We start from the raw sequence: 22,628 nt of genomic DNA, 5'->3' as shown, positions 1-22,628 counted from the left end.
GTTGTCGCTAACGGAATAGTAATATCTGCATCAGATCGACAGTTTTTCCCCAAATAATGGGAGATCAATCGTGAAAACCACCACCCGTGTCGCAGTTATCGGAGGCGGCGTTGTCGGATGTTCGGTCCTCTATCACCTGACCAAACTCGGCTGGTCGGACGTGATGCTGCTGGAACGGTCCGAACTGACCAGCGGTTCAACCTGGCACGCGGCGGGCGGGTTTCACACGCTGAACGGCGACACCAACATGGCCGCGCTGCAGGGTTATACGATCCGGCTGTATAAAGAGCTGGAAGAGATCACCGGCATGTCCTGCGGCCTGCACCATGTGGGCGGCGTTACGTTGGCCGACAATCAGGACCGGTTCGACATGCTGCTGGCCGAACGCGCCAAGCATCGCTTCATGGGCCTTGAGACCGAGATCGTAGGCCCCGACGAGATCAAAAAGATCGCCCCGATCACCAACACCGACGGTATCCTCGGCGCGCTCTACGATCCGCTGGACGGACATCTGGACCCCTCGGGCACGACTCACGCCTATGCCAAAGCCGCGCGGATGGGCGGTGCCACGATCGAAACCCACTGCATGGTGCGCGAGACCAATCAGCGCCCGGACGGCACATGGGATGTGGTCACCGACAAGGGTACCATTCACGCGGAACATATCGTTAATGCAGGCGGTCTGTGGGCGCGCGAAGTTGGGGCGATGGCGGGCATCTACTTCCCGCTCCACCCCATGGAGCACCAATATCTGGTCACCGACGCCATCCCCGAAATCGAAGCGATCATCGACGCGGGCGGAGAGCATCCGCACGTGATGGACCCGGCTGGCGAAAGCTATTTGCGGCAGGAAGGACGCGGCCTGTGCATCGGATTCTACGAACAGCCCTGCAAGCCCTGGGCCGTGGACGGCACACCGTGGGAGTTCGGCCATGAACTGCTGCCCGATGACTATGACAAGATCACCGACAGCATCGAATTCGCCTATCGCCGCTTTCCGGTTCTGGCCGAGGCCGGGGTTAAATCGGTCATCCACGGGCCGTTTACCTTTGCGCCAGACGGCAACCCTCTGGTCGGGCCGGTGCCGGGCGTGCGTAACTATTGGTCGGCCTGTGGCGTGATGGCCGGGTTTTCTCAGGGCGGCGGTGTTGGCCTTACACTGGCGCAGTGGATGATCGAAGGTGAACCGGAACGCGACGTCTTTGCGATGGACGTGGCCCGCTTCGGAGACTGGATCAGCCCCGGCTATACCCGCCCGAAAGTGATCGAGAACTATCAGAAACGGTTCAGCGTCGCCTATCCGAACGAGGAACTTCCGGCTGCCCGCCCCAACCGCACCACGCCGATGTATGACATCTTCAACGATCTGGGCGCGGTCTGGGGGCAGCAATACGGGCTGGAGGTGCCGAACTATTTTGCGCAGGGCGATGAGCCGGGATATGAGACGCCCTCGTTCCGCCGCTCGGACGCGTTTGACGCCACAGGGCGCGAAGTTCGGGCTGTACGCGAAGGCGTCGGCATCAACGAAGTGCACAATTTCGGCAAGTACCGCATCACCGGGCCGGACGCACGCGCCTGGCTGGACCGGATCATGGCGGGGCGCATTCCGAAGCCCGGACGACTGTCGCTGACACCGATGTTGTCGCCGAAGGGCAAGCTGATCGGCGATTTCACTGTCTCGTGCCTGAGTGAAACCGAATTCCAGCTGACCGCCTCTTACGGCAGTCAGGCCTTCCACATGCGCTGGCTCCAACAGAACGCGCAGGAGGGTGTGGAGGTCGAGAATATCAGTGACCGCCTGAACGGGTTCCAGATCGCAGGGCCAAAAGCGGCCGAAGTTCTGGCCAGTTGCACGCGCGATGATATCAGTACACTCCGCTTCCTCGACGTGCGCCGCATGACGGTCGGCATGACCGACTGCATCGTTCAGCGCGTCAGCTATACCGGTGATCTGGGCTATGAGGTTTATTGCGACCCGATGGCGCAGCGGCAGCTTTGGTGGACCTTGTGGCAAGCCGGCCAACCCCACGGCATGGTGCCCTTCGGGATGCGCGCGATGATGAGCCTGCGGCTGGACAAGTTCTTTGGCTCGTGGATGCGGGAATTCTCGCCTGACTACACAGCGGCGGAAACCGGTCTGGACCGGTTCATTATCTTCTCGAAGCCCAGCCCGTTCATCGGACGCGAAGCTGCCGAGGTTGAATGCGCGACCCGCAAGCTGGTCGCTTTTGAGGTTGATGCCGAAGACGCGGACGTCAACGCCTATGAGCCGATCTGGCTGGATGGCGACGTGGTCGGCTTCTGCACCTCTGGCGGATATTCTCACTATGCCCGGAAATCCATCGCCATGGGATTCCTGCCCATCGAACATGCAACAGACGGTCAGGCGGTCGAGATCGAAATCCTTGGTCAGATGCGCAGCGCACGGGTGATCAGCACACCCCTGTTCGACGCGGATGGTGCCCGAATGCGGGGGTGACTTGGCTTACGCCAGACGGCATGGTCACTGTATGAGCGCTATTCCGATCATTCTTCTGGCCGCTGGACAGTCCAGCCGCATGGGCGGCGTGGACAAGCTGATGCAGCCGATAGACGGCATTCCGTTGCTGCGCCGATCCGCGCAAACGGCGCAGGCCGTTGGTCAGGTGATCGCCGCCCTGCCCCCCAAGCCTCATGCCCGGTACGCGGCGCTTGATGGGCTTGGTGTCACCGAAGCCGAGATTGAAAACGCCGCAGAAGGAATGAATGCCAGTCTGCGCGGGGCATTGGCCCTGATCCCTGCGGATGCACCCGCGATCATGATCCTGCTGGCAGATTTGCCTGACCTGACATCGGGGGATCTGAACGCCGTGGTACGCTCGGTGACAGAACACCCCGACAATCTGGTCTGGCGTGGCGCAACCCGGGATGGCGTGCCCGGCCATCCGGTGATCTTCGACCGCACACTGTTCCGCGACCTTGCGCAACTGAGCGGAGACAGCGGAGCGCAAGACGTGGTGAAGCGCAATAAAGACAAGGTGCACCTGCAGCGCTTGCCGGGCAGAAACGCCGTACTGGATCTGGATACCCCATCGGATTGGGCGGTCTGGCGATCAAGCCGCCCCCCGAAATAGATGCGGCCCGGTCGAAAATGACCGGGCCGCTTGCCCAAAAAACAGGACTACCACTTTCACCAATCTCTCCAGCGCGATCAGATCGCCATACAGGCTATCTGACTATCAGCTGCCGAACCTAAACAAGACCCCCTCGTTAACATGCCGCTCTGCGCTTCAGAGACTGAAATGTGCCTTTGACACCCCCTAGTGTCTCGGGCCCCCCTCACTTGGGCAATTACATCGTCGCCGATCAGATGCTTCCAAACAACGTAAAATTGGAGGAAATGGTAAATTTCCCCGGAATTGGACTTGCGTTTGCGCAAAAATGCAACAATGAAAAATCCCGCTTAGGTTGCACTTCCCCTGCGGCAACTCAGGGTAAAATCGGCATCAAAAGCTTTCTAACCGTAAGACTTCGTTATTATTACAGTCACTCTGTTCAGCGCGAAGCAAGGGCGTTGATCAATCATGCAACCATAAGCTGAGCATCGGCGCTCCAACACCACGAACGCTAAGTTTGTTAACAAAACTGAATCAATATGGCGCTTTTGGTCCGGCATGGGCAAAACCGGCAACAATCCACCGATTCGTGCGGCTTTCGACTGGCTGATTCCCGCTCATCCGCCCGGAGTCGGTGGGCGCATAGCAATACCAGAAAATGGCGAAATTAAGGTTTCTTAATTTTTCGCTCAGGAACCACCAAGATTGCTGGGGCATCTCCTGTCACAAGCGCGGGCTTAACCGCCAAACACAGACAGGAGTCAAAATGAGCATCCGTAAATCCTCACTGCTTTTCCCCCGCACATCGAGCTGGCTGGGGGCCTGCACATTGGGCGCGGCCATGTTGGCCACAACCGCCTTGCCCGCGATGGCGGACGAGGCGCTGGCCGATCTGGTTGAAACCGTATCGCCGTCGGTCGTCACCATCATCGCCAAGCAAGATGCGGCACCGACCCCGGCGCAGAGTCAGGAGTTCAATTTCGAGGGCCAGCCCTTTGGTGAGTTCTTCAAACGCTTCGGCGGCCCCGAGGGGTTCCAGATGCCGCAGCGGGGTCCGGCGCAAGGGCTTGGTTCGGGATTCGTACTGGATGAGGCCGGATACATCGTCACCAACCATCACGTGGTCGACAACGCCTCCGAGGTCACCGTACGCCTCAATGATGATCGTGTGTTCGAGGCGGAAATCATCGGCACCGACCCGCTGACCGATATCGCCGTTTTGAAAATCGACGCGGGCGAAGACCTGCAGGCCGTTCAGTTGGGTGACAGCGACGTAATCCGTGTGGGTGAGGACGTGGTGGCCATTGGCAACCCGTTCGGGCTCAGTTCGACCGTGACAACCGGTATCGTCTCAGCCAAGGGCCGCAACATCTCGGAAGGGCCCTATGCCGAGTTCATTCAAACCGATGCGGCCATCAACAAGGGCAACTCGGGCGGTCCGCTGTTCAATATGGAAGGCGAAGTCATCGGTGTGAATTCAGCCATCTACTCGCCCAGCGGCGGCTCGGTGGGTCTTGGGTTTGCCGTGACCTCGAACATTGTCGATCACATCACCACCGATCTGCGCGATGACGGTCAGGTCAGCCGCGGGTGGCTGGGCGTCTCGATCCAGAATATCAGCCCGGAACTGGCATCGGCAATGGGGATCGACACCGCAGCGGGCGCGCTGGTTTCCGATGTCGTCACCGACAGCCCCGCTGATGGTGTGCTGCAACAGGGCGACGTCATCCTGAGCTTCAACGGAGAACCCGTTGATTCCAGTAGTGATCTGCCGATCCTTGTTGGCACCACCAAAGTGGGCACTGACAGCGTTCTGACCGTTATTCGCAACGGCAAGGAAGAACAGATCGAACTGACCATCGGTCAGCATCAGGCCACCTCGGCAGCGACCGACAGCGTGGTGGAAGAGGAATTCAAAGGCACGTCGCTTGGCGTGACCGTTGCACCTCTGACCGAAACCGCACGCGCTGAAACCGGTGTCGGAGAGGACGTGACCGGCGTGATCGTCACCGATCTGAACCCCGAGAGCCCTGCCGCAAAGGCCGGACTGCAACGCGGCGACGTGATCGTGCGTCTTGGCAATCTGGAAACGGCTACTCCGGACGCATTGAAAAGCGCGCTAGAGAGCGAAAAGACCGATCCGGCGCTGGTTCTGATCAATCGCGGCGGCAACCAGATCTTCGTGGCGGTCGAGATCGCCTGAACCACAACACCTAAGCGCGCCACATGATGGGGAAATCTGGTGCGCCTATTCCGGAGGCCGCGAAGTGTCCACGCGCCACTGGGACAGCCGGGTGCGACCTCGCACCCGGCCTGTTTTTTTCAAAGAGTATCTGTGTTTATATCCGATTGGGAAAGGAGCCCCGACCATGAGCAGACGCCTGTTGATTGTTGAGGATGACCAGGAGACCCGGGATTTCATCGCCAAGGGCTTTGGCGAAGAAGGCTATGTGGTCGAAGTCGCATCAGATGGCCGCGAAGGTCTGTACCATGCCACCGACGGCGGGTTCGACGCCATTGTGCTGGATCGGATGCTGCCCGGTCTGGACGGGTTATCGCTGATCAAATCGATGCGGGCGGCGGGGCTGAAAACCCCGGTGCTGATGCTGACCGCGATGAGCGCCGTTGACGAGAGGGTCAAGGGATTGCGCGCCGGGGCGGATGACTATCTGGTCAAACCCTTCTCGTTTCAGGAACTGCACGCCCGGATCGAAGCGCTATTGCGACGTCCGCAAGAAGCGGAAGAGACCCCGACCCTGGCGTGTCGCGATCTGGAAATGGACCTGCTGACCCGTAAGGTCACCCGCAGCGGGCGCGAAATTACACTGACGCCGCGTGAATTCCAGATTCTGGAATTCTTCCTGCGCCGCAAGAACCGTGTCGTGTCGCGCACGATGTTGCTGGAAGGTGTGTGGGATTATCACTTTGACCCGAATACCAATGTGGTGGACGTCCATATCTCGAAACTGCGCCGCCAGCTTGATGAAGACGGCGCGGACCCGATGATCGAAACGGTTCGGGGCGCCGGATACATGGTTTCGGATGCCTGACCTGCGCCTGTCGCTGAAGAACGCACGCACCCGGCTGGTGATCGCCAGCATGGTGCTGAGCACGTTGCTGACGGCGGCTGTGCTGGCGACAGTCTATTTTACCGCCAACCGCACCATCTCGGGCGAGACGCGTTCGGTCGTTCAGGCCGAGCTTACCGGTCTGGCGGATGAATATGAACGACGCGGCATGATTGGGTTGATCTCGGCCATTGACCGCCGTCTTCCGACCGCAGCGCAACGCGACGCGCTATATCTGCTGACCGGTCGGCAAGGCACCAAACTTGCGGGCAACCTGTCCCATTGGCCAGACGGAATCACCCCTGGCAGCGGCTGGGTCGAGCTGCAGCTGCGTCGCGAGGACAGCGACCAGACCGTGCCGATTTCAGCGGCCTCTTTCCGCCTGCCGGGAGGAGAGCGATTGCTGGTCGGGCGAGACGCATTGGCGCGACAGCAGTTCGACCGCGCCCTGTTCCGATCTGTCGCTCTGGCGCTTGCCACCGCACTGGCGCTCAGCCTGCTGACCGGATGGTTGCTGACACGTCTGGTGTTCTCACGCCTCAAGGATATTGCCGATACGGCCGACAACATCGTCTCCGGCGATCTGGCGCTGCGGATGCCCTTGCGCGGCACCGGGGATGAGTTCGATCAGGTCTCGGGCACGCTCAATAACATGCTGGACCGGATTGAAGAGCTGATCAGCAATCTGCGCACGACCTCGAATTCTATCGCGCACGATCTGCGCTCGCCCTTGTCGCGGCTGCGTCAGCGCGTCGAAGCGCTGGCCGAGCCGGGAAAAAGTGATCAGGAACGGGACATCGACATGGCCCGCGCCACCGGCGAGATCGATCATCTGCTGCGGGTTCTCAGCCAGCTCACCGAAATCTCGCGTGCCGAGGCCGGTTTGGGCCGTGAGCAGTTCGAACCTGTGAAATTGCAGCAATTGGTAAGCGATGTGGTCGAACTGTATGAACCCGTCGCCGCGGATCAGAACATCCGGCTGGAGGTCAAGGGCAGCGCCGAACCGATCCAGGGTCACCGCCCGCTGTTGTCACAGGCGCTGTCCAACCTCCTGGAAAACGCGATGCGCTATGCCCCTGCGGGCACCGCGATCACCATCGATATCCGTGAAGATGGCGACTTTACCTTGCTGAGCGTACGAGATCGGGGTCCCGGTGTGCCGGATAGCGATCTGCCGCGATTGCAGATGCCATTCGTGACCCTTGATCCCGCCCGCACCGAGCGCAACGCGGGCCTCGGTCTGGCACTGGTCTCGGCGATCTCGCACATGCACGGCGGCAAGTTCATCGCGCAGAACCGCAAGCCGGGGCTTGAGACTGTTCTGAGGTTGGCGCGAAAACCTTAAAGCAGTTTAATAAAGCCACATTACATATTGTATTTGCTTTTAAATCTCAGCCGGAAGTGACGCGTATCCCCGGAACCTGATCCTGCCGCCATGTTGGCGCGTGGGCAGCAATCTGTAATCCGGATACCTGCGCAAGAACCGACCCAGCGCAACCCGTCCCTCCAGCCGTGCCAGCGTCAGGCCGACACAGACATGCGGCCCCCCGGCGAAAGCCAGATGCCGGTTGGGTTTGCGCGTGATGTCGAACCGCCCCGGATCATCGAACACCGCCGGGTCCCGGTTGGCCGCACCGATACACAGGTGCAGGTTGGTGCCTTTGGCAATGTGAAGACCGTCCAACTCAACATCCGCCGTAGTTTCACGGTTGCCGAACTGGTTGGGTGAGCGAAAGCGCAGCACCTCTTCGACGGTCGAAGTAATCAACGCAGCGTCCTCGGACAAACGCTGCCGCTGATTCGGATGATCATGCAGCAGCGCCAACCCGTTACCGATCAGGTTTGTGGTGGTTTCGTGTCCCGCGTTCAGAATGAAGATGCAGTTCTGTAGCAACTCGATTTCGCTAAGCTTCGCATCGGCCCCTTCACCCCGGATCAGACGGGTCAGCACATCCGTTTCCGGATCGCCCGGATTGGCGCGGCGACGGGCAACAAGGTCTTCAAGATAGGTTTTGAAGTCGGTCACCGCCTTGTGCCCTGTCGCCAACTGCACCTCGGTCAACGCCGGTTCCAGCGCGCCCAGAATGGCCAATGACCAGTCACGCAACGGCCCACGCTCGGACATCGGCACATCCAGCAGATTCCCGATGATCTGGATCGGGATGGTCGAGGCGAAATCTTCGATCAAATCCACCTGATACCGGTCCGCCATGGCATCCAGCAATGCGTCCACGGTCTCGATCAGGCCTGGCTCCATCCGCGCAATGGCGCGCGGTGTCAGGGCCGAGGTCATGATCTTGCGTACCCGCGTGTGCAATGGCGGGTCAGAGAAGACCAGCGAGGTCGTGTGGTGCTCGAATAGTGGAGAGTCCACGCCGAATTTCGGACCAAAAGCGGCTTTCTTGTCTGACGAATAAAGCGTGGTGTCGCGATAGATTCGATCCAGATCGGCGTGACGCGACAACAGGACCGAGCCATCGGGCTGCGGCAGCACCGGCGCATGTTCGAGCAAAGCATCATAGAAGGGGAACGGGTCCTCGACAAAGCCGTCCGGCGGGTGCGTTAGATCCAGATTTTTTACCAAATATTGATGGCTTACGCGGCTCATCGCATCCTCCCTGTCCATCTCATGCCTAGCGCATGCGACACATCCGGACAACTCTGCGCGGATGACAGCGGATGCTGATCAGGCTAAGAAAGGCCCATGTCAGATCCGGTCTCTTCAATCCGAAATCTTGGACCCGCCTTCGAGCAGGCCTGCACCCGTGCGGGCATCCATTCTGCGCAGCAATTGCGGGAATTGGGTGCGGATGAGGCTTATGCGCGCCTGCTCCAAGCTGGCTCGCGCCCGCATTTCATCGGATATTATGTTCTGGTGATGGGGCTGCAGGGTCGTCCGTGGAACGACTGCAAGGGGGAAGAGAAGAAAGCCCTGCGCAAACGGTTCGATGCGATCAAGGCCGGTGTCAGCCGCGCGCCCGAAAGCCAGATGATCTCAGACCTGGACGCGGTGGGCGTGCGTGTGACTTCGGCTGATCTGAAACCCCTCTGAAAACGAAAAAGGCCGCCCCGGCAGGAGCGGCCCAATCTTTTCACCGAAGCTGTGGCTTAGCCGACCAGTTCGATGCCCGAGAAGAAGTAGGCGATCTCTACAGCCGCGGTTTCCGGCGCATCCGAACCGTGGACCGAGTTCTCACCGACCGATTCAGCGAACTCGGCGCGGATGGTGCCGGGGGCCGCGTCTGCGGGGTTGGTTGCGCCCATAACTTCGCGGTTCTTGGCAATGGCGCCTTCGCCTTCCAGAACCTGAACGACGACCGGAGCCGACGACATGAATTCGCACAGTTCGTCATAGAACGGACGCTCGGCATGCACTTCGTAGAACTTGCCAGCCTGAGCTTTGGTCATGTGGATGCGCTTTTGTGCAACAACGCGCAGGCCCGCGTCTTCGAACTTGGCGTTGATCTTGCCAGTCAGGTTGCGGCGGGTTGCATCAGGTTTGATGATCGAGAATGTGCGTTCCAGTGCCATGTCGGCCTCTCCTTTTCTGTCGGGCGCGGGATATGCGCCGAAATCCATCGCGCGCCGCCTAACATGGTATTTGCCGCATGAAAAGTGGAATGATGGCCCGCCCGGCGCTTTGGTGATCAGATTGCGTCCGGCAGCGGCTCCAGACGATCCACGCGACGGACATAAAGCACCGCGAGAAGGCCGATGAAGCTGCTGCCGCACATCATGCTCAGCACCAGATAAGGCCCGTTTTCAGGGCTGACCAAAGCGCCCGTCATCGAGGTCAGGATGGCACCAAGCGCCACAACCATTGCTCCCGACAGCCCCGCCGCGCTGCCCGCCAGCTTTGGGCGCACGGACATGACCCCAGCGGACGCATTGGCGTTGGTCAAACCGTTGCCGAACCCCACGCAGATGGCCGAGCCGAAAAATACCCAGACCGAGCCCAGGCCGGCCGAGAACAGAAGCAACCCGCAAAACGGCCCGGTCGACGCCACGATCCGCCCGATCAGGATCATCGTGGTCAGACGGGTGCGTGCCGCGATCCGTCCGGTGACGAAGTTGCCGACCATGAAGCCGCCGGTGATAATGCCGATGCCTAGTCCCAGCATGACTGGGCTCAGATCGAACCATGCGGCAGCGACCAAGGGTGCGCCGGTGATGAAGCTGTAGAACCCTCCAATCGAAAAGGCCGCGCATAGGGCATAGCCCCAGAAGCGTCGTGCCCGGAACAGGTGAGGATACTCGCGCATCTGGGCCGAGAAGGTCGAGGCGCGGTTGATATTCGTCTCGCCCATGTCGAACCACAGCAGGGTCAGCAGCCCTGCCCCCAGCAGCGAGTACAGAACGAACCCCGCACGCCAGCCAAAGAGCATGTCCAATGTACCGCCCAACATCGGCCCCAGCATCGGCGCCAGTGCCATGGCCATCGCGATGTAACCCAGCTTGCTGGCGGCTTCATTTGGCGAGTACCGGTCCCGGATCGAGGCGCTGGACAATACTGACCCCGCCACCACTGCCGCCTGCAACAGGCGGAAGCCCAGAAACAGCCAGATCGACTCGGCCAAAGCACAGCCGACCGAAGCGAAGACAAAGATCGTCAAACAGATCAGCAGGACCGGCCTGCGCCCGAACCGGTCCGACAGCGGCCCCATGATCAGTTGCAGCACCGCTGAAACCGCCAGATACCCCGCGACCGAAAGGTTCACGAGGCCGTAATCCACCGCGAAATCCTCGCTCATATGCGCCAGCGACGGTAGAAACATGTTCAGCGACAGCACCGACAGCGCCGTGGCAAAGATCAGCGTGATCAAACGAGGGGGCGTCCGGGCCGCGCGCATGTCGAAAACCGTTTCAGAAAAGCAAACGAGACAGCGCTAGCACATTGCCCGCGCATTGAACATGCCAAGCCGCTGGCGGCGGCATTCCGGCTCTGCTAAGAGCGGCCTCATGCTACGGATTGAAGACATCACCTATGCCGTTGAAGGCCGCCCTCTGTTCGACGGGGCCAGTGCTACCATTCCTGATGGGCACAAGGTTGGCCTTGTGGGGCGCAATGGGACCGGCAAGACCACCTTGTTCCGCCTGATCCGGGGTGAGTTGTCGCTGGAATCCGGTAATTTAGCGGTCCCCAAACGGGCGCGGATTGGCGGGGTGGCGCAAGAGGTGCCCTCGTCCGAAGTTTCGCTGATCAACACCGTACTGGCGGCCGATACCGAGCGCAGCGCGCTAATGGCCGAGGCCGACAGCGCCACCGACCCCGCCCGCATTGCCGAGATCCAGACCCGGCTGGCCGATATCGACGCCTGGTCGGCCGAGGCACGCGCGGCCTCGATCCTGAAAGGTCTGGGGTTTGATGACGAGGACCAGTTAAAGCCCTGCTCGGATTTCTCGGGTGGCTGGCGGATGCGCGTGGCGCTCGCGGCTGTGCTGTTTTCGCAACCTGATTTGCTGTTGCTGGACGAACCGACCAACTATCTGGACCTCGAAGGCGCGCTGTGGCTGGAAAGCTATCTGGCCAAGTATCCCCATACCGTCATTATCATCAGCCACGACCGGGGCCTGCTGAATCGCGCGGTGGGCTCGATCCTGCATCTGGAAGACCGCAAGCTCACCTATTACGCCGTTCCTTACGATAAGTTTGCCGAACGTCGCGCGGAACGACTGGCACAGGCAGAATCGGAAAACGCCAAGGCCAAGGCGCGCATCGCGCATTTACAGAGCTTTGTGGATCGCTTCCGCTATAAAGCATCCAAGGCCGTGCAAGCCCAGTCGCGCCTGAAGATGATCGAACGCATCCAACTGGTTTCGACCCCACAAGAGGCCGCCCTGCGCGCGTTCTCTTTCCCCGAACCCGAGGAATTGTCGCCGCCGATCATCCAGATCGAAGGCGGCATCACCGGCTATGGTGAGAACGAGGTGCTGCGCCGCCTGAACCTGCGCATCGATCAGGACGACCGGATCGCACTGCTGGGCAAGAACGGTCAGGGTAAATCCACCTTGTCGAAACTGCTGTCTGACCGCCTGCCCCTGATGGCAGGCAAGATGAGCCGCAGCAGCAAGCTGCGCATCGGCTATTTCGCGCAGCATCAGGTGGATGAATTGCATGTGGACGAAACGCCGCTGGACCACCTGCGCCGCCTGCGTCCGGATGAGGCGCCGGGCAAGTGGCGCTCGCGTCTGGCCGGGTTCGGGCTGAACGCGGATCAGGCGGAAACGCTGGTCGGGCGCCTGTCGGGGGGGCAAAAAGCCCGCCTGTCGCTGCTGATCGCCACCATCGACGCGCCGCATATGCTGATCCTCGACGAACCCACCAACCACCTGGACATCGAAAGCCGCGAGGCGCTGGTCGAGGCGCTGACCGCCTATTCCGGCGCGGTGGTTCTGGTCAGCCACGACATGCACCTGCTGTCTCTGGTGGCGGATCGGCTTTGGCTGGTCTCGGACGGCACGGTGAAACCGTTTGACGGCGACCTTGAAGCCTACCGCTCCCAGCTGCTGGCCCGCGACAAGCCGGCAAAGGAAAAGCCCGTCACGGCAAAGCCCAAACGCCCCTCGCGCGATACCATGCTGGCCCTGCGCGCCGATCTACGCAAATGCGAAGACCGGATCGAGAAGCTGACGGACATGCACGAGAAACTCTCGGCCAAGCTGTCCGATCCGGCACTGTACGAGGATGACAAGATCAACGATCTGGAAACCTGGAACCGTAAATTCGCCGAGGTGAGCGAAGCGATGCAAAAGGCCGAGGCGCTGTGGATCGCCGCTGTCGAACGGTTGGAAAACGCCGAGAACGCCGCATGATCGACCTGGCTTTCTTCATCACCGCATTTACGACGATGTTCGTTGTGATCGACCCGTTCGGCACAACGCCGATCTTCGTCGCACTGACGCAGGACATGGACGCGGCAACCCGCCGCAAAACCGCAATCCGAAGCTGCCTGACCGCCGTTTTCATCCTGATCGCCTTTGCCGCCTTCGGTGAAGCGGTTCTGGGTTTTGTCGGAATTTCGATGGAGGCTTTCAAAGTCGCCGGTGGCGCGCTGCTGTTCCTGACCGCGTTGGACATGCTGTTCGACCGCCGCACCAAACGCCGCGAGGACCGGGCCGAGGAAGAAGAACACCCCGACCCTTCTGTCTTCCCTCTGGCCATTCCGCTGATAGCAGGGCCCGGATCGATTGCCACCATCATCCTGCTGGCGGGCCAGAACCCGGGCATCCAAGGCATTGCTGCCGCCTGTGCCGTCATGCTGGCCGTCATGGTCGTGGTGTTCTCGTTCTTTCTGGCCGGGGGACTAATCGCACGCATTCTGGGAAAAACCGGGCTGAACGTGCTGACCCGTCTGTTGGGGATGTTGCTGGCGGCGCTGTCGGTGCAGTTTATTCTGGATGGGCTCAAGGCCTTTGGCTTCGCCGCCTGAACCCCCATATATGTAGTGGAGCAATGATTTTCGGGTGACGGAATGGATGGAGAGAATATCGGGCGCTTGACTTATCTGGTGCTGCTGGCGGCGGCGCTGCTGATGTGGTTCATCACCCAGAACCGCCAATCGCTGGGCAAGACAATGCAACAGGCTGCAGCCTGGGTATTCATCTTTATCGGTGTCATCGCTGTGATCGGACTTTGGGACGATATCCGCTCGACCGTCGGCCCCTCGCCTCAGCTGACGGTGACCGATCAGCGGATCGAGGTGCCTCGGTCCTATGACGGTCATTATTACCTGCCGGTGCTGGTGAACGGCAAAGCGGTGACCTTTCTGGTTGATACTGGCGCCAGCGACATCGTCCTGAGCGACAAGGACGCCGAGCGTGCCGGGATCGATACCGCGCAGCTGACCTATCTGGGCCGCGCTGCGACCGCGAATGGCGTGGTGCGCACGGCTCCGGTGCGGTTGGACAGTCTTGCGCTGGGACCGATCACCGACCGCAATGTGCCTGCCTCGATCACCGAGGGTGAGCTGGATCAATCCCTGCTGGGGATGGAGTATCTGCATCGTTTCTCGAACATCCAGTTTGCCGATGGGCGTCTGATTCTGTCGCGCTGACGGCATTCCTCGATTGAGAACAAAATAAGAACATGCTAATCTGACAGCATGTCCACCCAGCTTCTTGGCCGCAAACCCGCGCGTACCCCGCCCGGGATAGCCCTGCATCCACAGATCAGCTTGCAACTGGCCCGCGTGCACGAGGCTTGCGGCCCTGCGCGGCGCAGCTTTGCCCTGTGGCTGGCCGGACAGACTCAGGGGCCGGTGCTGTGGATTTGCCCTGAATGGGAGGTCGGGCAGTTGCATCCCGAAGGTATGCTGCCCTTCGCCGATCCCTCGCGCTTTTTGCTGGTCCGCCCGTCGAAAGCCGAAGACCTGCTTTGGTGTATGGAGGAAGCGCTGCGCAGCGGTGCAGCCCCGCTGGTCATTGGCGACCTGCCCGGCCCGCCGGGGCTGACCCCGGTCCGGCGCCTGCATCTGGCTGCTGAACAAGGGGGCGCATCAGGGCAAGCCCCGCTGGGGCTGCTGCTGACCCCCGATGACGGAGGCGCGCAAGGGATCGAAACGCGCTGGCATCTGGCCCCAACCTATTGCGACGCGGGCCAAGGCTGGACCCTGACCCGCCGCCGCGCCCGCTCGCAACCGCCTGCCAGTTGGATCGTGACGCGGACTTCAGATCAAACCAGACTGCATCTGCAACGGGTCGAGGTCAGTGACACGCCTGAGTGACGGCGGGCCGGTCACGCAACTTGTGACTGGTCAAAACCGCAGTCGCGCCCTAGCGTTCCGGGATGACCCACGCGATCCACGATAGCCGCTATTCCTGGCTGCGCCTGCTGATCACCCTAGCCATTGCCACGGTAGTCAATGTCGGCATGTGGGCCGTGATCGTGGTGATGCCCGCCATCGAGACGCAGTTCGGTGCCGGGCGGGCTGAGGCCTCGATGCCCTATGTGCTGTCGATGATCGGCTTTGCGCTGGGTAACATGTGGTTGGGGCAATTGGTGGACCGGCTGGGCGTCACCAAAGCGCTGATCGGCGCAGCTGCCCTCAGCGCCACCAGCTATCTGCTGGCTACGCTGGCCCCGAACATGGTGCTTCTGTCGCTGGCACATCTGCTGCTTGGGTTGGGCACATCGGTCGGGTTCGGGCCGCTGATTGCCGACATCTCGCACTGGTTCATGCGACGGCGCGGGATCGCGGTGGCGCTGGTCGCCAGTGGCAACTACCTGTCCGGGGCGATCTGGCCTACGCTGCTGTCGGGCATTCTGGCACGCGAGGGATGGCAGCAGGTCTACCTGACTTTGGCGCTGATCACTCTGGTCATTGTAATTCCATTGTCCCTGCTGTTGCGCCGTACAGTTCCGACCGAGGCGCACAGCACCGCCGCGGCCGCCGCGCAAATCAGATCGCAGAGCGTGGGCCTGTCGCCGCGCGCGCTGCAATACATCCTCGGGCTTGCCGGAATTGGTTGCTGCGTGGCGATGTCGATGCCGCAAGTCCATATCGTGTCTTATTGCGTGGGGCTGGGTTATGGCCCGGCCGTCGGGGCCGAGATGCTGTCGCTTATGCTGCTGGGCGGCGTGGTCAGCCGCGTGATCTCGGGCCTTGTGGCCGACAAATTGGGCGGTCTGACCACCCTGCTGATCGGCTCGGTCCTGCAATGCATCGCGCTGTTTCTGTTCCTGCCATATGACGGGATGGTCTCGCTTTATGTCGTCAGCATGCTATTCGGTCTGGCGCAGGGCGGCATCGTGCCCAGCTATGCCCTTGTGGTGCGCGAATATATGCCCCCGCAAGAGGCGGGCGCGCGGGTGGGTTTCGTCATGATGATGACCATCATGGGCATGGCGCTGGGTGGTTGGATGTCCGGCTGGATTTACGACGTAACCGGAAATTATCAATTGGCCTTTATCAATGGCATCCTATGGAACGGCCTGAATATCGCCATCCTGCTGACGCTGTTGAAACGGTCGCGCCCCCAAGGACAAGAGGTCATGGCATGACAAATCTGACCCGACGCACGTTGATCGCGGGCCTGGCCGCCCTGCCCCTTGCAGGAGTCGCGCAAACGGCTCTGATTCCTTATGTTCTGGCACCCAAGGGCACCTCGGTCGGATTCACCTTCGATCTTTCGGGCGTGACGCAATCGGGAACGATGCCGATCCGGTCCGCCGATATTCTGATCGACACCAAACGCCTTCAGAACAGCCAAGTCGATGTGGTGATGGACGTGGCCGATGCGCGCACAAAGCTGCCCTTTGCCCGCGGTCCGATGCTGGGCCAAAGCGTGCTGGATGCCAAAAGCCACCCGACGATCCGCTTCACCTCGACCAGGATACAGCTCGGCCCCACCGGTCGCATATCCGAGGGCGCAATGGTCACCGGAGATCTGACGGTGCGCGGCGTAACGCGGCCCGTGACCCTGATGGCCAGCCTCTACCGGAAACCCGGAAGCGCCGTCGACGATCTGGATGTCTTGTCGATACGTCTGGTCGGCGCGTTGAACCGGCATGAGTTCGGTGCCTCGGGCTATCCGGATCTGGTGCAGGACACCGTCGGGCTGAACATCCATGCCGAGATCCTGCGCGAAAGCTGACTCAGAAAGACAAAAAACGACTTGCGAAGGTCGAATAGTCGCGCGAAAAACTCGCTTATGACGTCAGGTTAAAGCCACTATGCGCACAATCATTTCCTTCGCCGCCCTGTTTCTTTCAGTCATTCTGCTGCAGCTTTCCACCGGCGGCGTCGGTCCGCTGGACGCGATATCTGGTCTGACACTGAACTTCTCGACGGAACAGATCGGTCTTTTGGGATCGGCGCATTTCCTTGGCTTCTTCATCGGATGCTGGTGGGCCCCGCGCCTGATGGGCAGCGTCGGTCATTCCCGCGCCTTTGCCGTCTGTACCGCGTTGGGGGCGATGGGGTTGCTGGGGCACACATTGACAGAAGATCCACGCATCTGGGCCGTCCTGCGGATAGCCTCGGGCACCTGCGTCGCCGGATGCTACACGGTGATCGAGGCCTGGCTGAACGCGAAGGTGACAAACGAAACACGCGGGCGCGCTATGGGCACCTACCGGATTGCGGATATGGGTGCATCGCTCTGCGCGCAGTTGATCATCGCGGTTCTGCCTCCGGCCTCTTATGTGTCTTACAATCTGCTGGCCATCATGTGCTGCGCCTCGATATTGCCACTGGCCCTGACACGCGCCAGCCAACCCGAGACACCGGATGCACCGCGCCTGCGTCCAAAACTGGCATGGCGCAGTTCGCCCCTGGCCGTTGCGGGCGTGATTGTCGCGGCGCTGAGTTCGGCCTCGTTCCGAATGGTTGGCCCGGTTTACGGGCAAGAGGTCGGACTGGGCGTGGATCAGATCGCGTTCTTCCTGGCCTCGTTCGTTCTGGGTGGCGCGATGGCGCAATATCCGATGGGGTGGCTTGCGGATAAATACGACCGGCGCTGGGTGCTGATCTGGCTGTCTGCAGTGGCTGTTGTGAGCTGCGGTATCACCATGATGGCCAGCGGCACCGGTACGCTTGGGGTCATGCTGGCAGCCTGGTTCTTCGGCTTTACCACATTCCCGATTTTTTCGGTATCCTCGGCCCACGCCAACGATTTTGCCACAGCAGAACAGCGGGTCGAGCTGTCGGCAGCTCTGATGTTCTGGTATGCGCTGGGCGCGATTGCCTCGCCCTATATCTCTTCAACACTGATCCAACAGTTTGGCCCCGGCGCGTTGTTTGCCTTTGTCGCCTTGGGGCATGTATTTCTGATTGTGTTCGGCCTGGCACGGATGCGGTCGCGCCCGACGCCGGACGAGCGGACCAACTACGTCTACGCACCTCGTACCTCGTTCACCATCGGGCGGCTGCTGAAACGTTCACGGGAAGAATAAGAAAGGGCCGGGAAATCCCGGCCCTTTGACTTATTGCTGGGTCGGCGGCGTGTCTTCCGCCACCCCTTCGACGACCTCTGTCGGCTCAGGTGAGGCGTCTAGCGCGCCGTTCACCACCCCGGCCACGCCGTTTTCCATCGACAGGCCCAGTTCTTCGCCCAGCTTTTTCAACGCGGGCATCTGCACCGCCATACCCATGATCGAATCCAGCGCCTGATTGACCACCGGTTTGTCACCGTTGGCAGCGCCGCCACCAGTCGACCCACCTATACCACCAACCTGATGGATCTTGATCGAGTCGATCTTTTCAGCCGGTTTGACCATTTCCGAAATGATCGAGGGCATGGTCTCGATCCGCGCCAGATCCACCTTCATGCGGATCTGTGCCGACGACAGAGCATTGTCGGCCTCGACAATCGCACGCTTACCTTCGGCTTCGGCCAGCATGTCGTTCTTCTTGGCCTCGGCGCGGATGTTCAGCGCATCCGCTTCGGCCTGCGCTTCCTCGCGGCGTGCTTCGGCGCGATCGGCGGCGGCCTCTTTCTCGGCCTGCGCGGCCAGACGGATGGCGGTCGCCTGACGTTCGGCCTCACGCGTGGCTTCGATCAGGGCGATCTGCTTGAGACGTTCAGCCTCGGCCACTTCGCGGGCGGTTGCCACCGCTTCGGTCGCCTTGGTCGCTTCGGCCCGGGCCAGATCAGCCGACGCCCGCGCGCGGCTTTCTTCCTCGGACTTCTGCGCGATGATGATCTGGCGTTCCTGTTCGGCCACTTCGATCTCACGCTCTTTGGCGATTTCGGCATCGCGAATCTTGCGCTCGCGCTCGATCTCGGCTGCGCGGATGGCCTCCTCACGGGCAATGCGGGCGCGCTCGGTTTCGCGTACCGAGTCCTCGGTCCGTGCAGCAATTTCGGCCTCCTGCGCCACGCGCAGGGTTTCGACCTTCTGGGTCTGCTCAATGCGCGCTTGCGCCTCATCCTGCTCGATCAGCAGCTTCTGACGCTGGGCTTCCATCGCAGCACGACGGACTTCGACCTCGGCATCCGCATCGATTTGCGCGCGCTCTTTCTTCGAGGCGGCAATAACCTCGGCCAGCTTGCGCATACCGACAGCGTTAAAGGCGTTGTTCTCGTCCAGAGCCTCGAACGGTGTCTGGTCCAGCGCGGTCAGCGAGACCGATTCCAGCGACAGACCATTCTTCAGCAGATCCTCGGAGACCGCATTCTGCACCTCCTGAACAAAGTCAGCGCGGTTTTCATGCAGACCGTCCATGGTCATCTGGGCCGCCACGGCACGCAGACCGTCGATCAGCTTGCCTTCGATCATCTCGCGCAGTTGCTCAACGTCAAAGGTACGGTCGCCCAGCGTTTGTGCGGCGCGTGCAATGCCCTCTTCGGTGGCCATGACCGAGACGTAGAACTCGACGCCCACATCGACGCGCATCCGGTCCTTGGTGATCAGCGCGGCCTCGCCGCTACGCTGCACCTCAAGGCGCAGGGTCTTCATGTTGACGGGGCTGACCTCGTGCAGCAGCGGCACGATGATGACGCCGCCATCCATGATGACTTTCTTGCCGCCCGCCCCGGTTTTTACCAGGCTGATCTCGCGTGTCGCGCGTTTATAGAGACGGCCTAGCACCAGGCCGATGAATAAGACGACTGCTAAAATGGTCACAACTGTGATGGCCAGGAATTCAAGTTCCATGCAAAATCCTCCGATTTTTGGGGTTTAGAATTTGGTTAGTCTGACAGGCCGACCAGAACGAACCGGTCCTGCCGTCGGTCGCGCAGGACAAGCACTTCGGTGCCCTGCTCAAGCGTATCTTTATCTTGCAGCGGCTCTGCCCGCAGGTAGTGCGCATTGCCAAAGCGATCCATGACCCGCACCTCGGCTGGACGACCGCGGGACGCGGTTCCTTGCGGTATGAAACCCCGGCGGCGCGACAGCATTCTCTCGGACATCGCCTCGGTCTCGGTCTTGGGCAGCAGCCGGGCGAATACACCGCCAAAGCCACGCGCAAACCACATGCCGAAGGCTCCGGCGGGGATCGCGGCCATCCATGCGGGCAGGTCAAAGCCCAACAGATCGCGCAGGGCCAGTTGCAGGCCCATACCGGACAGCCCAAAGCCTGCCAGCAGAACCACAAGCCAGATCAGGAATGGCATCCTGCCGATGCCCAGCCAGCCAAGCGGACCTGCAGAGGCATTGGTGGTAACCTCGGCTTCGACCTCGGCAAGCTCAAAATCGCCCAGATCGACATCTGCGTCGAGATCCAGATCAAAATCCGCAACCTCAAGATCGGGGGCATCTGCCATATCCAGATCGGCTTCGCCATCGCCTGCCAACAGGCTGCCACCCAACATCAGCGCGATCAGTTCCAGCCCCAGCAGACCAAACGGCAGCGCAAGTGAAATGGTAAAGGGCGCAAACGCACCATCAAGCAGAAAGCTGAACATCAGCGATATGTTCCCGTTTTTGTATACTTTGGTATGCAATATAAATGGGTAGTCATAACGAAAATTCAGGAAGTTGTGATTCCACAGCTCAACCCAAGGTTATTTTGACCCGTCCCGCAATCACAATCCCGGTCACCGGGAATGTCCGATTACATGACCAGCAAGTGGCTAAAATGACATGCAGGCGAAACCCGGCCTTTTGCTGCGCGGTCACATCATGTAGACGAGCGCGCAGACAGTTACGCGGAAACGGAATATGGCTCGGATTCTTATCACCTCGGCGATCCCCTACATCAACGGGATCAAACACCTCGGCAATCTGATCGGCTCGCAATTGCCTGCTGATCTTTATGCGCGCTATCAGCGTGGCCGGGGGAACGAGGTGATGTTCCTGTGCGCCACGGACGAACACGGCACCCCGGCAGAACTGGCCGCTGCCAAGGCGGGCAAGCCCGTCGCGGAATACTGCGCGGATATGTATGCCGTTCAGGCCGAGATTGCGCAGCGCTTCGGGCTCAGCTTCGATCACTTTGGCCGCTCGTCCAGCGAGCAGAACAAGGTGCTGACACAGCATTTCGCGGGTAAACTGGACGAGGCCGGGCTGATCCGTGAGGTCAGCGAAAAGCAGGTCTATTCCAATGCCGATAAAAGGTTCCTGCCCGACCGATATATCGAAGGCACCTGCCCCAATTGCGGCTATGACCGCGCACGTGGCGACCAGTGCGAGAACTGCACCAAGCAGTTGGACCCGACTGACCTGATCGAGCCGCGCAGCGCGATCAGTGGCTCGACCGATCTGGAGGTGCGCGAGACCAAGCACCTGTATCTGCGCCAATCTGCGATGAAAGATCAACTGGATGCCTGGATCGACAGCAAGGCAGACTGGCCGATCCTGACCACCTCGATTGCCAAGAAATGGCTGCATGACGGCGATGGCCTGCAGGACCGTGGCATCACCCGCGATCTGGACTGGGGTGTGCCGGTCAAGAAAGGTGACCAGGACTGGCCGGGGATGGAGGGCAAGGTCTTCTATGTCTGGTTTGACGCGCCCATCGAGTATATCGCCTGCGCCAAAGAATGGGCTGATGCCAATGGCAAGTCTGACGCCGACTGGGAACGCTGGTGGCGTACTGACAAAGGTGCGGATGACGTGCGTTATGTCCAGTTCATGGGCAAGGACAACGTGCCCTTCCATACCCTGTCGTTCCCGGCCACCATTCTCGGCTCGGGCGAGCCGTGGAAGATGGTCGACCACCTGAAATCCTTCAACTACCTCAACTATGACGGCGGCCAATTCTCGACCTCTCAGGGTCGTGGCGTGTTCATGGATCAGGCGCTGGAAATCCTGCCCGCCGATTACTGGCGCTGGTGGCTGCTGAGCCATGCGCCCGAAAGCAGCGACAGTGAGTTCACATGGGAAAACTTCCAGCAATCGGTGAACAAGGATCTGGCGGATGTGCTGGGCAATTTCGTCAGCCGGATCACCAAGTTCTGCCGTTCGAAATTCGCCGAGGCCGTGCCCGAAGGCGGCACGTTCGGTGACCGCGAGCAGGCGCTGATCGAAGAACTGACCAAACGCGTCCGTGCCTATGAAGCGCATATGGAAGCGATGGATGTCCGCAAATCCGCGCAGGAATTGCGCGCGATCTGGGTGGCGGGCAACGAATACCTGCAGGCCGCAGCGCCCTGGTCGACCTTCAAGGAAGATACTGAACAGGCTGCCGCGCAGGTACGTTTGGGCCTGAACCTGATCCGCCTGTATGCCGTGCTCAGCGCGCCGTTTATCCCGGACACATCGGCCCGGATGCTGAGCGCGATGAACACGCTGGACACCAGCTGGCCGGATGACGTGGCCGCTGCATTGGCCGCCCTGCCCGCGGGCCACGAATTTACCGTGCCTGACGTGCTGTTCGCCAAGATCACCGACGAACAGCGCGAGGACTGGCAAAGCCGTTTTGCCGGAACCCGCGACTGACGGTCGACATCTCGGAACACCAGCAAACGGGGGCCGTTTTGGCCCCCGTTTTCTTTGGCAGGCATCCCTAAGTCTGCCGAGTTGCGGGAAAAACCTCGACCGGGTCGCGACAGGCTTCGCATTCAAGAAGCTTGAGATATT

19 protein-coding genes are annotated in these 22,628 nt (G+C 60.6%); 14 read left to right on the top strand and 5 right to left on the bottom strand.

Annotated elements, in window-relative coordinates; all coding sequences use genetic code 11:
- Nucleotides 1-70 precede the first annotated feature (70 nt).
- From ACR3E4_RS15355 to ACR3E4_RS15335, 5 genes are all read left to right on the top strand, one after another.
- On the top strand, nt 71-2,479 hold the full coding sequence (locus tag ACR3E4_RS15355) for a GcvT family protein (protein ID WP_480532789.1): 2,409 nt from the start codon (nt 71-73) through the stop codon (nt 2,477-2,479).
- A 31-nt stretch (nt 2,480-2,510) separates the two neighbouring features.
- Entirely contained in the window at nt 2,511-3,113 is a 603-nt protein-coding gene (locus tag ACR3E4_RS15350; protein WP_480532791.1) for a nucleotidyltransferase family protein, read from the top strand.
- 748 nt (nt 3,114-3,861) lie between these two features.
- Nucleotides 3,862-5,298 (top strand): Do family serine endopeptidase, encoded by a 1,437-nt coding sequence (locus ACR3E4_RS15345; protein ID WP_480532793.1) that lies wholly within the window; start codon nt 3,862-3,864, stop codon nt 5,296-5,298.
- A 166-nt stretch (nt 5,299-5,464) separates the two neighbouring features.
- Nucleotides 5,465-6,145: a response regulator transcription factor gene (locus ACR3E4_RS15340; RefSeq protein WP_480532795.1), complete on the top strand. Its 681-nt coding sequence runs from the start codon at nt 5,465-5,467 to the stop codon at nt 6,143-6,145.
- Nucleotides 6,138-7,508: a sensor histidine kinase gene (locus ACR3E4_RS15335; protein ID WP_480532797.1), complete on the top strand. Its 1,371-nt coding sequence runs from the start codon at nt 6,138-6,140 to the stop codon at nt 7,506-7,508. Before ACR3E4_RS15340 ends, ACR3E4_RS15335 begins: the two co-directional genes overlap by 8 nt.
- Before the next feature lie 39 nt (nt 7,509-7,547).
- On the opposite strand, the gene ACR3E4_RS15330 is transcribed toward ACR3E4_RS15335, so the two are convergent.
- Nucleotides 7,548-8,771: a cytochrome P450 gene (locus ACR3E4_RS15330; RefSeq protein ID WP_480532799.1), complete on the bottom strand. Its 1,224-nt coding sequence runs from the start codon at nt 8,769-8,771 to the stop codon at nt 7,548-7,550.
- Nucleotides 8,772-8,867: 96 nt separating this feature from the next.
- Here ACR3E4_RS15330 and ACR3E4_RS15325 point away from each other — a divergent pair, with 96 nt between their 5' ends.
- On the top strand, nt 8,868-9,215 hold the full coding sequence (locus tag ACR3E4_RS15325; RefSeq protein WP_480532801.1) for a TfoX/Sxy family protein: 348 nt from the start codon (nt 8,868-8,870) through the stop codon (nt 9,213-9,215).
- A gap of 56 nt (nt 9,216-9,271) precedes the next feature.
- On the opposite strand, the gene ndk is transcribed toward ACR3E4_RS15325, so the two are convergent.
- Both ndk and ACR3E4_RS15315 read right to left on the bottom strand, forming a co-directional pair.
- Complete coding sequence (gene ndk, locus ACR3E4_RS15320) at nt 9,272-9,694, bottom strand: nucleoside-diphosphate kinase (RefSeq protein ID WP_372575233.1); 423 nt, start codon at nt 9,692-9,694, stop codon at nt 9,272-9,274.
- A gap of 116 nt (nt 9,695-9,810) precedes the next feature.
- The gene (locus tag ACR3E4_RS15315; protein WP_480532803.1) at nt 9,811-11,013 is read right to left on the bottom strand and encodes a multidrug effflux MFS transporter; all 1,203 of its coding nucleotides are present in this window, start codon (nt 11,011-11,013) and stop codon (nt 9,811-9,813) included.
- 109 nt (nt 11,014-11,122) lie between these two features.
- On the opposite strand from ACR3E4_RS15315, the gene ACR3E4_RS15310 reads away from it, so the two are divergent.
- From ACR3E4_RS15310 to ACR3E4_RS15280, 7 genes are all read left to right on the top strand, one after another.
- Complete coding sequence (locus tag ACR3E4_RS15310) at nt 11,123-12,976, top strand: ABC-F family ATP-binding cassette domain-containing protein (RefSeq protein WP_480532805.1); 1,854 nt, start codon at nt 11,123-11,125, stop codon at nt 12,974-12,976.
- Nucleotides 12,973-13,593: a MarC family protein gene (locus tag ACR3E4_RS15305; protein WP_480532807.1), complete on the top strand. Its 621-nt coding sequence runs from the start codon at nt 12,973-12,975 to the stop codon at nt 13,591-13,593. The genes ACR3E4_RS15310 and ACR3E4_RS15305 overlap by 4 nt, the downstream gene beginning before the upstream one ends.
- 42 nt (nt 13,594-13,635) lie before the next feature.
- Nucleotides 13,636-14,217 (top strand): retropepsin-like aspartic protease family protein, encoded by a 582-nt coding sequence (locus ACR3E4_RS15300; RefSeq protein WP_480532809.1) that lies wholly within the window; start codon nt 13,636-13,638, stop codon nt 14,215-14,217.
- Nucleotides 14,218-14,265: 48 nt separating this feature from the next.
- On the top strand, nt 14,266-14,886 hold the full coding sequence (locus ACR3E4_RS15295; RefSeq protein WP_480532811.1) for an ImuA family protein: 621 nt from the start codon (nt 14,266-14,268) through the stop codon (nt 14,884-14,886).
- A 62-nt stretch (nt 14,887-14,948) separates the two neighbouring features.
- A complete protein-coding gene (locus tag ACR3E4_RS15290) occupies nt 14,949-16,163 on the top strand; it encodes an MFS transporter (RefSeq protein ID WP_480532813.1) in 1,215 nt (404 codons plus the stop codon).
- A complete protein-coding gene (locus tag ACR3E4_RS15285) occupies nt 16,160-16,756 on the top strand; it encodes a YceI family protein (protein ID WP_480532815.1) in 597 nt (198 codons plus the stop codon). The genes ACR3E4_RS15290 and ACR3E4_RS15285 overlap by 4 nt, the downstream gene beginning before the upstream one ends.
- Before the next feature lie 79 nt (nt 16,757-16,835).
- Entirely contained in the window at nt 16,836-18,056 is a 1,221-nt protein-coding gene (locus tag ACR3E4_RS15280; protein ID WP_480532817.1) for an MFS transporter, read from the top strand.
- 30 nt (nt 18,057-18,086) lie between these two features.
- Here ACR3E4_RS15280 and ACR3E4_RS15275 read toward each other — a convergent pair whose 3' ends face one another.
- Both ACR3E4_RS15275 and ACR3E4_RS15270 read right to left on the bottom strand, forming a co-directional pair.
- Entirely contained in the window at nt 18,087-19,760 is a 1,674-nt protein-coding gene (locus ACR3E4_RS15275; protein ID WP_480532819.1) for a flotillin family protein, read from the bottom strand.
- 35 nt (nt 19,761-19,795) lie between these two features.
- Nucleotides 19,796-20,512 carry an OB-fold-containig protein gene (locus ACR3E4_RS15270; RefSeq protein ID WP_480532821.1) on the bottom strand — a complete coding sequence of 239 codons (717 nt, stop codon included), beginning with the start codon at nt 20,510-20,512 and terminating at the stop codon, nt 19,796-19,798.
- Nucleotides 20,513-20,768: 256 nt separating this feature from the next.
- Between ACR3E4_RS15270 and metG the strand changes: the two genes are divergently transcribed.
- Entirely contained in the window at nt 20,769-22,487 is a 1,719-nt protein-coding gene (gene metG, locus ACR3E4_RS15265; protein ID WP_480532823.1) for a methionine--tRNA ligase, read from the top strand.
- Nucleotides 22,488-22,628 lie beyond the last annotated feature (141 nt).

The organism is Ruegeria sp. AP11 (genome assembly GCF_056535865.1).
The sequence above is the reverse complement of the archived record's forward strand: the minus strand, read 5'-3'. Positions and strand labels throughout refer to the sequence as shown.

Excerpts from the sequence above, each read along its gene's own strand:
- ACR3E4_RS15285 (WP_480532815.1), top strand. The coding sequence starts at position 16,160 with ATGACAAATCTGACCCGACGCACGTTGATCGCGGGCCTGGCCGCCCTG.
- ACR3E4_RS15350 (WP_480532791.1), top strand. The coding sequence starts at position 2,511 with ATGAGCGCTATTCCGATCATTCTTCTGGCCGCTGGACAGTCCAGCCGC.
- ACR3E4_RS15335 (WP_480532797.1), top strand. The coding sequence starts at position 6,138 with ATGCCTGACCTGCGCCTGTCGCTGAAGAACGCACGCACCCGGCTGGTG.
- ACR3E4_RS15300 (WP_480532809.1), top strand. The coding sequence starts at position 13,636 with ATGGATGGAGAGAATATCGGGCGCTTGACTTATCTGGTGCTGCTGGCG.
- ACR3E4_RS15295 (WP_480532811.1), top strand. The coding sequence starts at position 14,266 with ATGTCCACCCAGCTTCTTGGCCGCAAACCCGCGCGTACCCCGCCCGGG.
- ndk (WP_372575233.1), bottom strand. The coding sequence starts at position 9,694 with ATGGCACTGGAACGCACATTCTCGATCATCAAACCTGATGCAACCCGC.
- ACR3E4_RS15275 (WP_480532819.1), bottom strand. The coding sequence starts at position 19,760 with ATGGAACTTGAATTCCTGGCCATCACAGTTGTGACCATTTTAGCAGTC.
- ACR3E4_RS15325 (WP_480532801.1), top strand. The coding sequence starts at position 8,868 with ATGTCAGATCCGGTCTCTTCAATCCGAAATCTTGGACCCGCCTTCGAG.
- ACR3E4_RS15270 (WP_480532821.1), bottom strand. The coding sequence starts at position 20,512 with ATGTTCAGCTTTCTGCTTGATGGTGCGTTTGCGCCCTTTACCATTTCA.
- ACR3E4_RS15345 (WP_480532793.1), top strand. The coding sequence starts at position 3,862 with ATGAGCATCCGTAAATCCTCACTGCTTTTCCCCCGCACATCGAGCTGG.
- ACR3E4_RS15315 (WP_480532803.1), bottom strand. The coding sequence starts at position 11,013 with ATGCGCGCGGCCCGGACGCCCCCTCGTTTGATCACGCTGATCTTTGCC.
- ACR3E4_RS15280 (WP_480532817.1), top strand. The coding sequence starts at position 16,836 with ATGCGCACAATCATTTCCTTCGCCGCCCTGTTTCTTTCAGTCATTCTG.
- ACR3E4_RS15290 (WP_480532813.1), top strand. The coding sequence starts at position 14,949 with ATGACCCACGCGATCCACGATAGCCGCTATTCCTGGCTGCGCCTGCTG.
- ACR3E4_RS15310 (WP_480532805.1), top strand. The coding sequence starts at position 11,123 with ATGCTACGGATTGAAGACATCACCTATGCCGTTGAAGGCCGCCCTCTG.
- ACR3E4_RS15305 (WP_480532807.1), top strand. The coding sequence starts at position 12,973 with ATGATCGACCTGGCTTTCTTCATCACCGCATTTACGACGATGTTCGTT.
- ACR3E4_RS15330 (WP_480532799.1), bottom strand. The coding sequence starts at position 8,771 with ATGAGCCGCGTAAGCCATCAATATTTGGTAAAAAATCTGGATCTAACG.
- ACR3E4_RS15340 (WP_480532795.1), top strand. The coding sequence starts at position 5,465 with ATGAGCAGACGCCTGTTGATTGTTGAGGATGACCAGGAGACCCGGGAT.
- metG (WP_480532823.1), top strand. The coding sequence starts at position 20,769 with ATGGCTCGGATTCTTATCACCTCGGCGATCCCCTACATCAACGGGATC.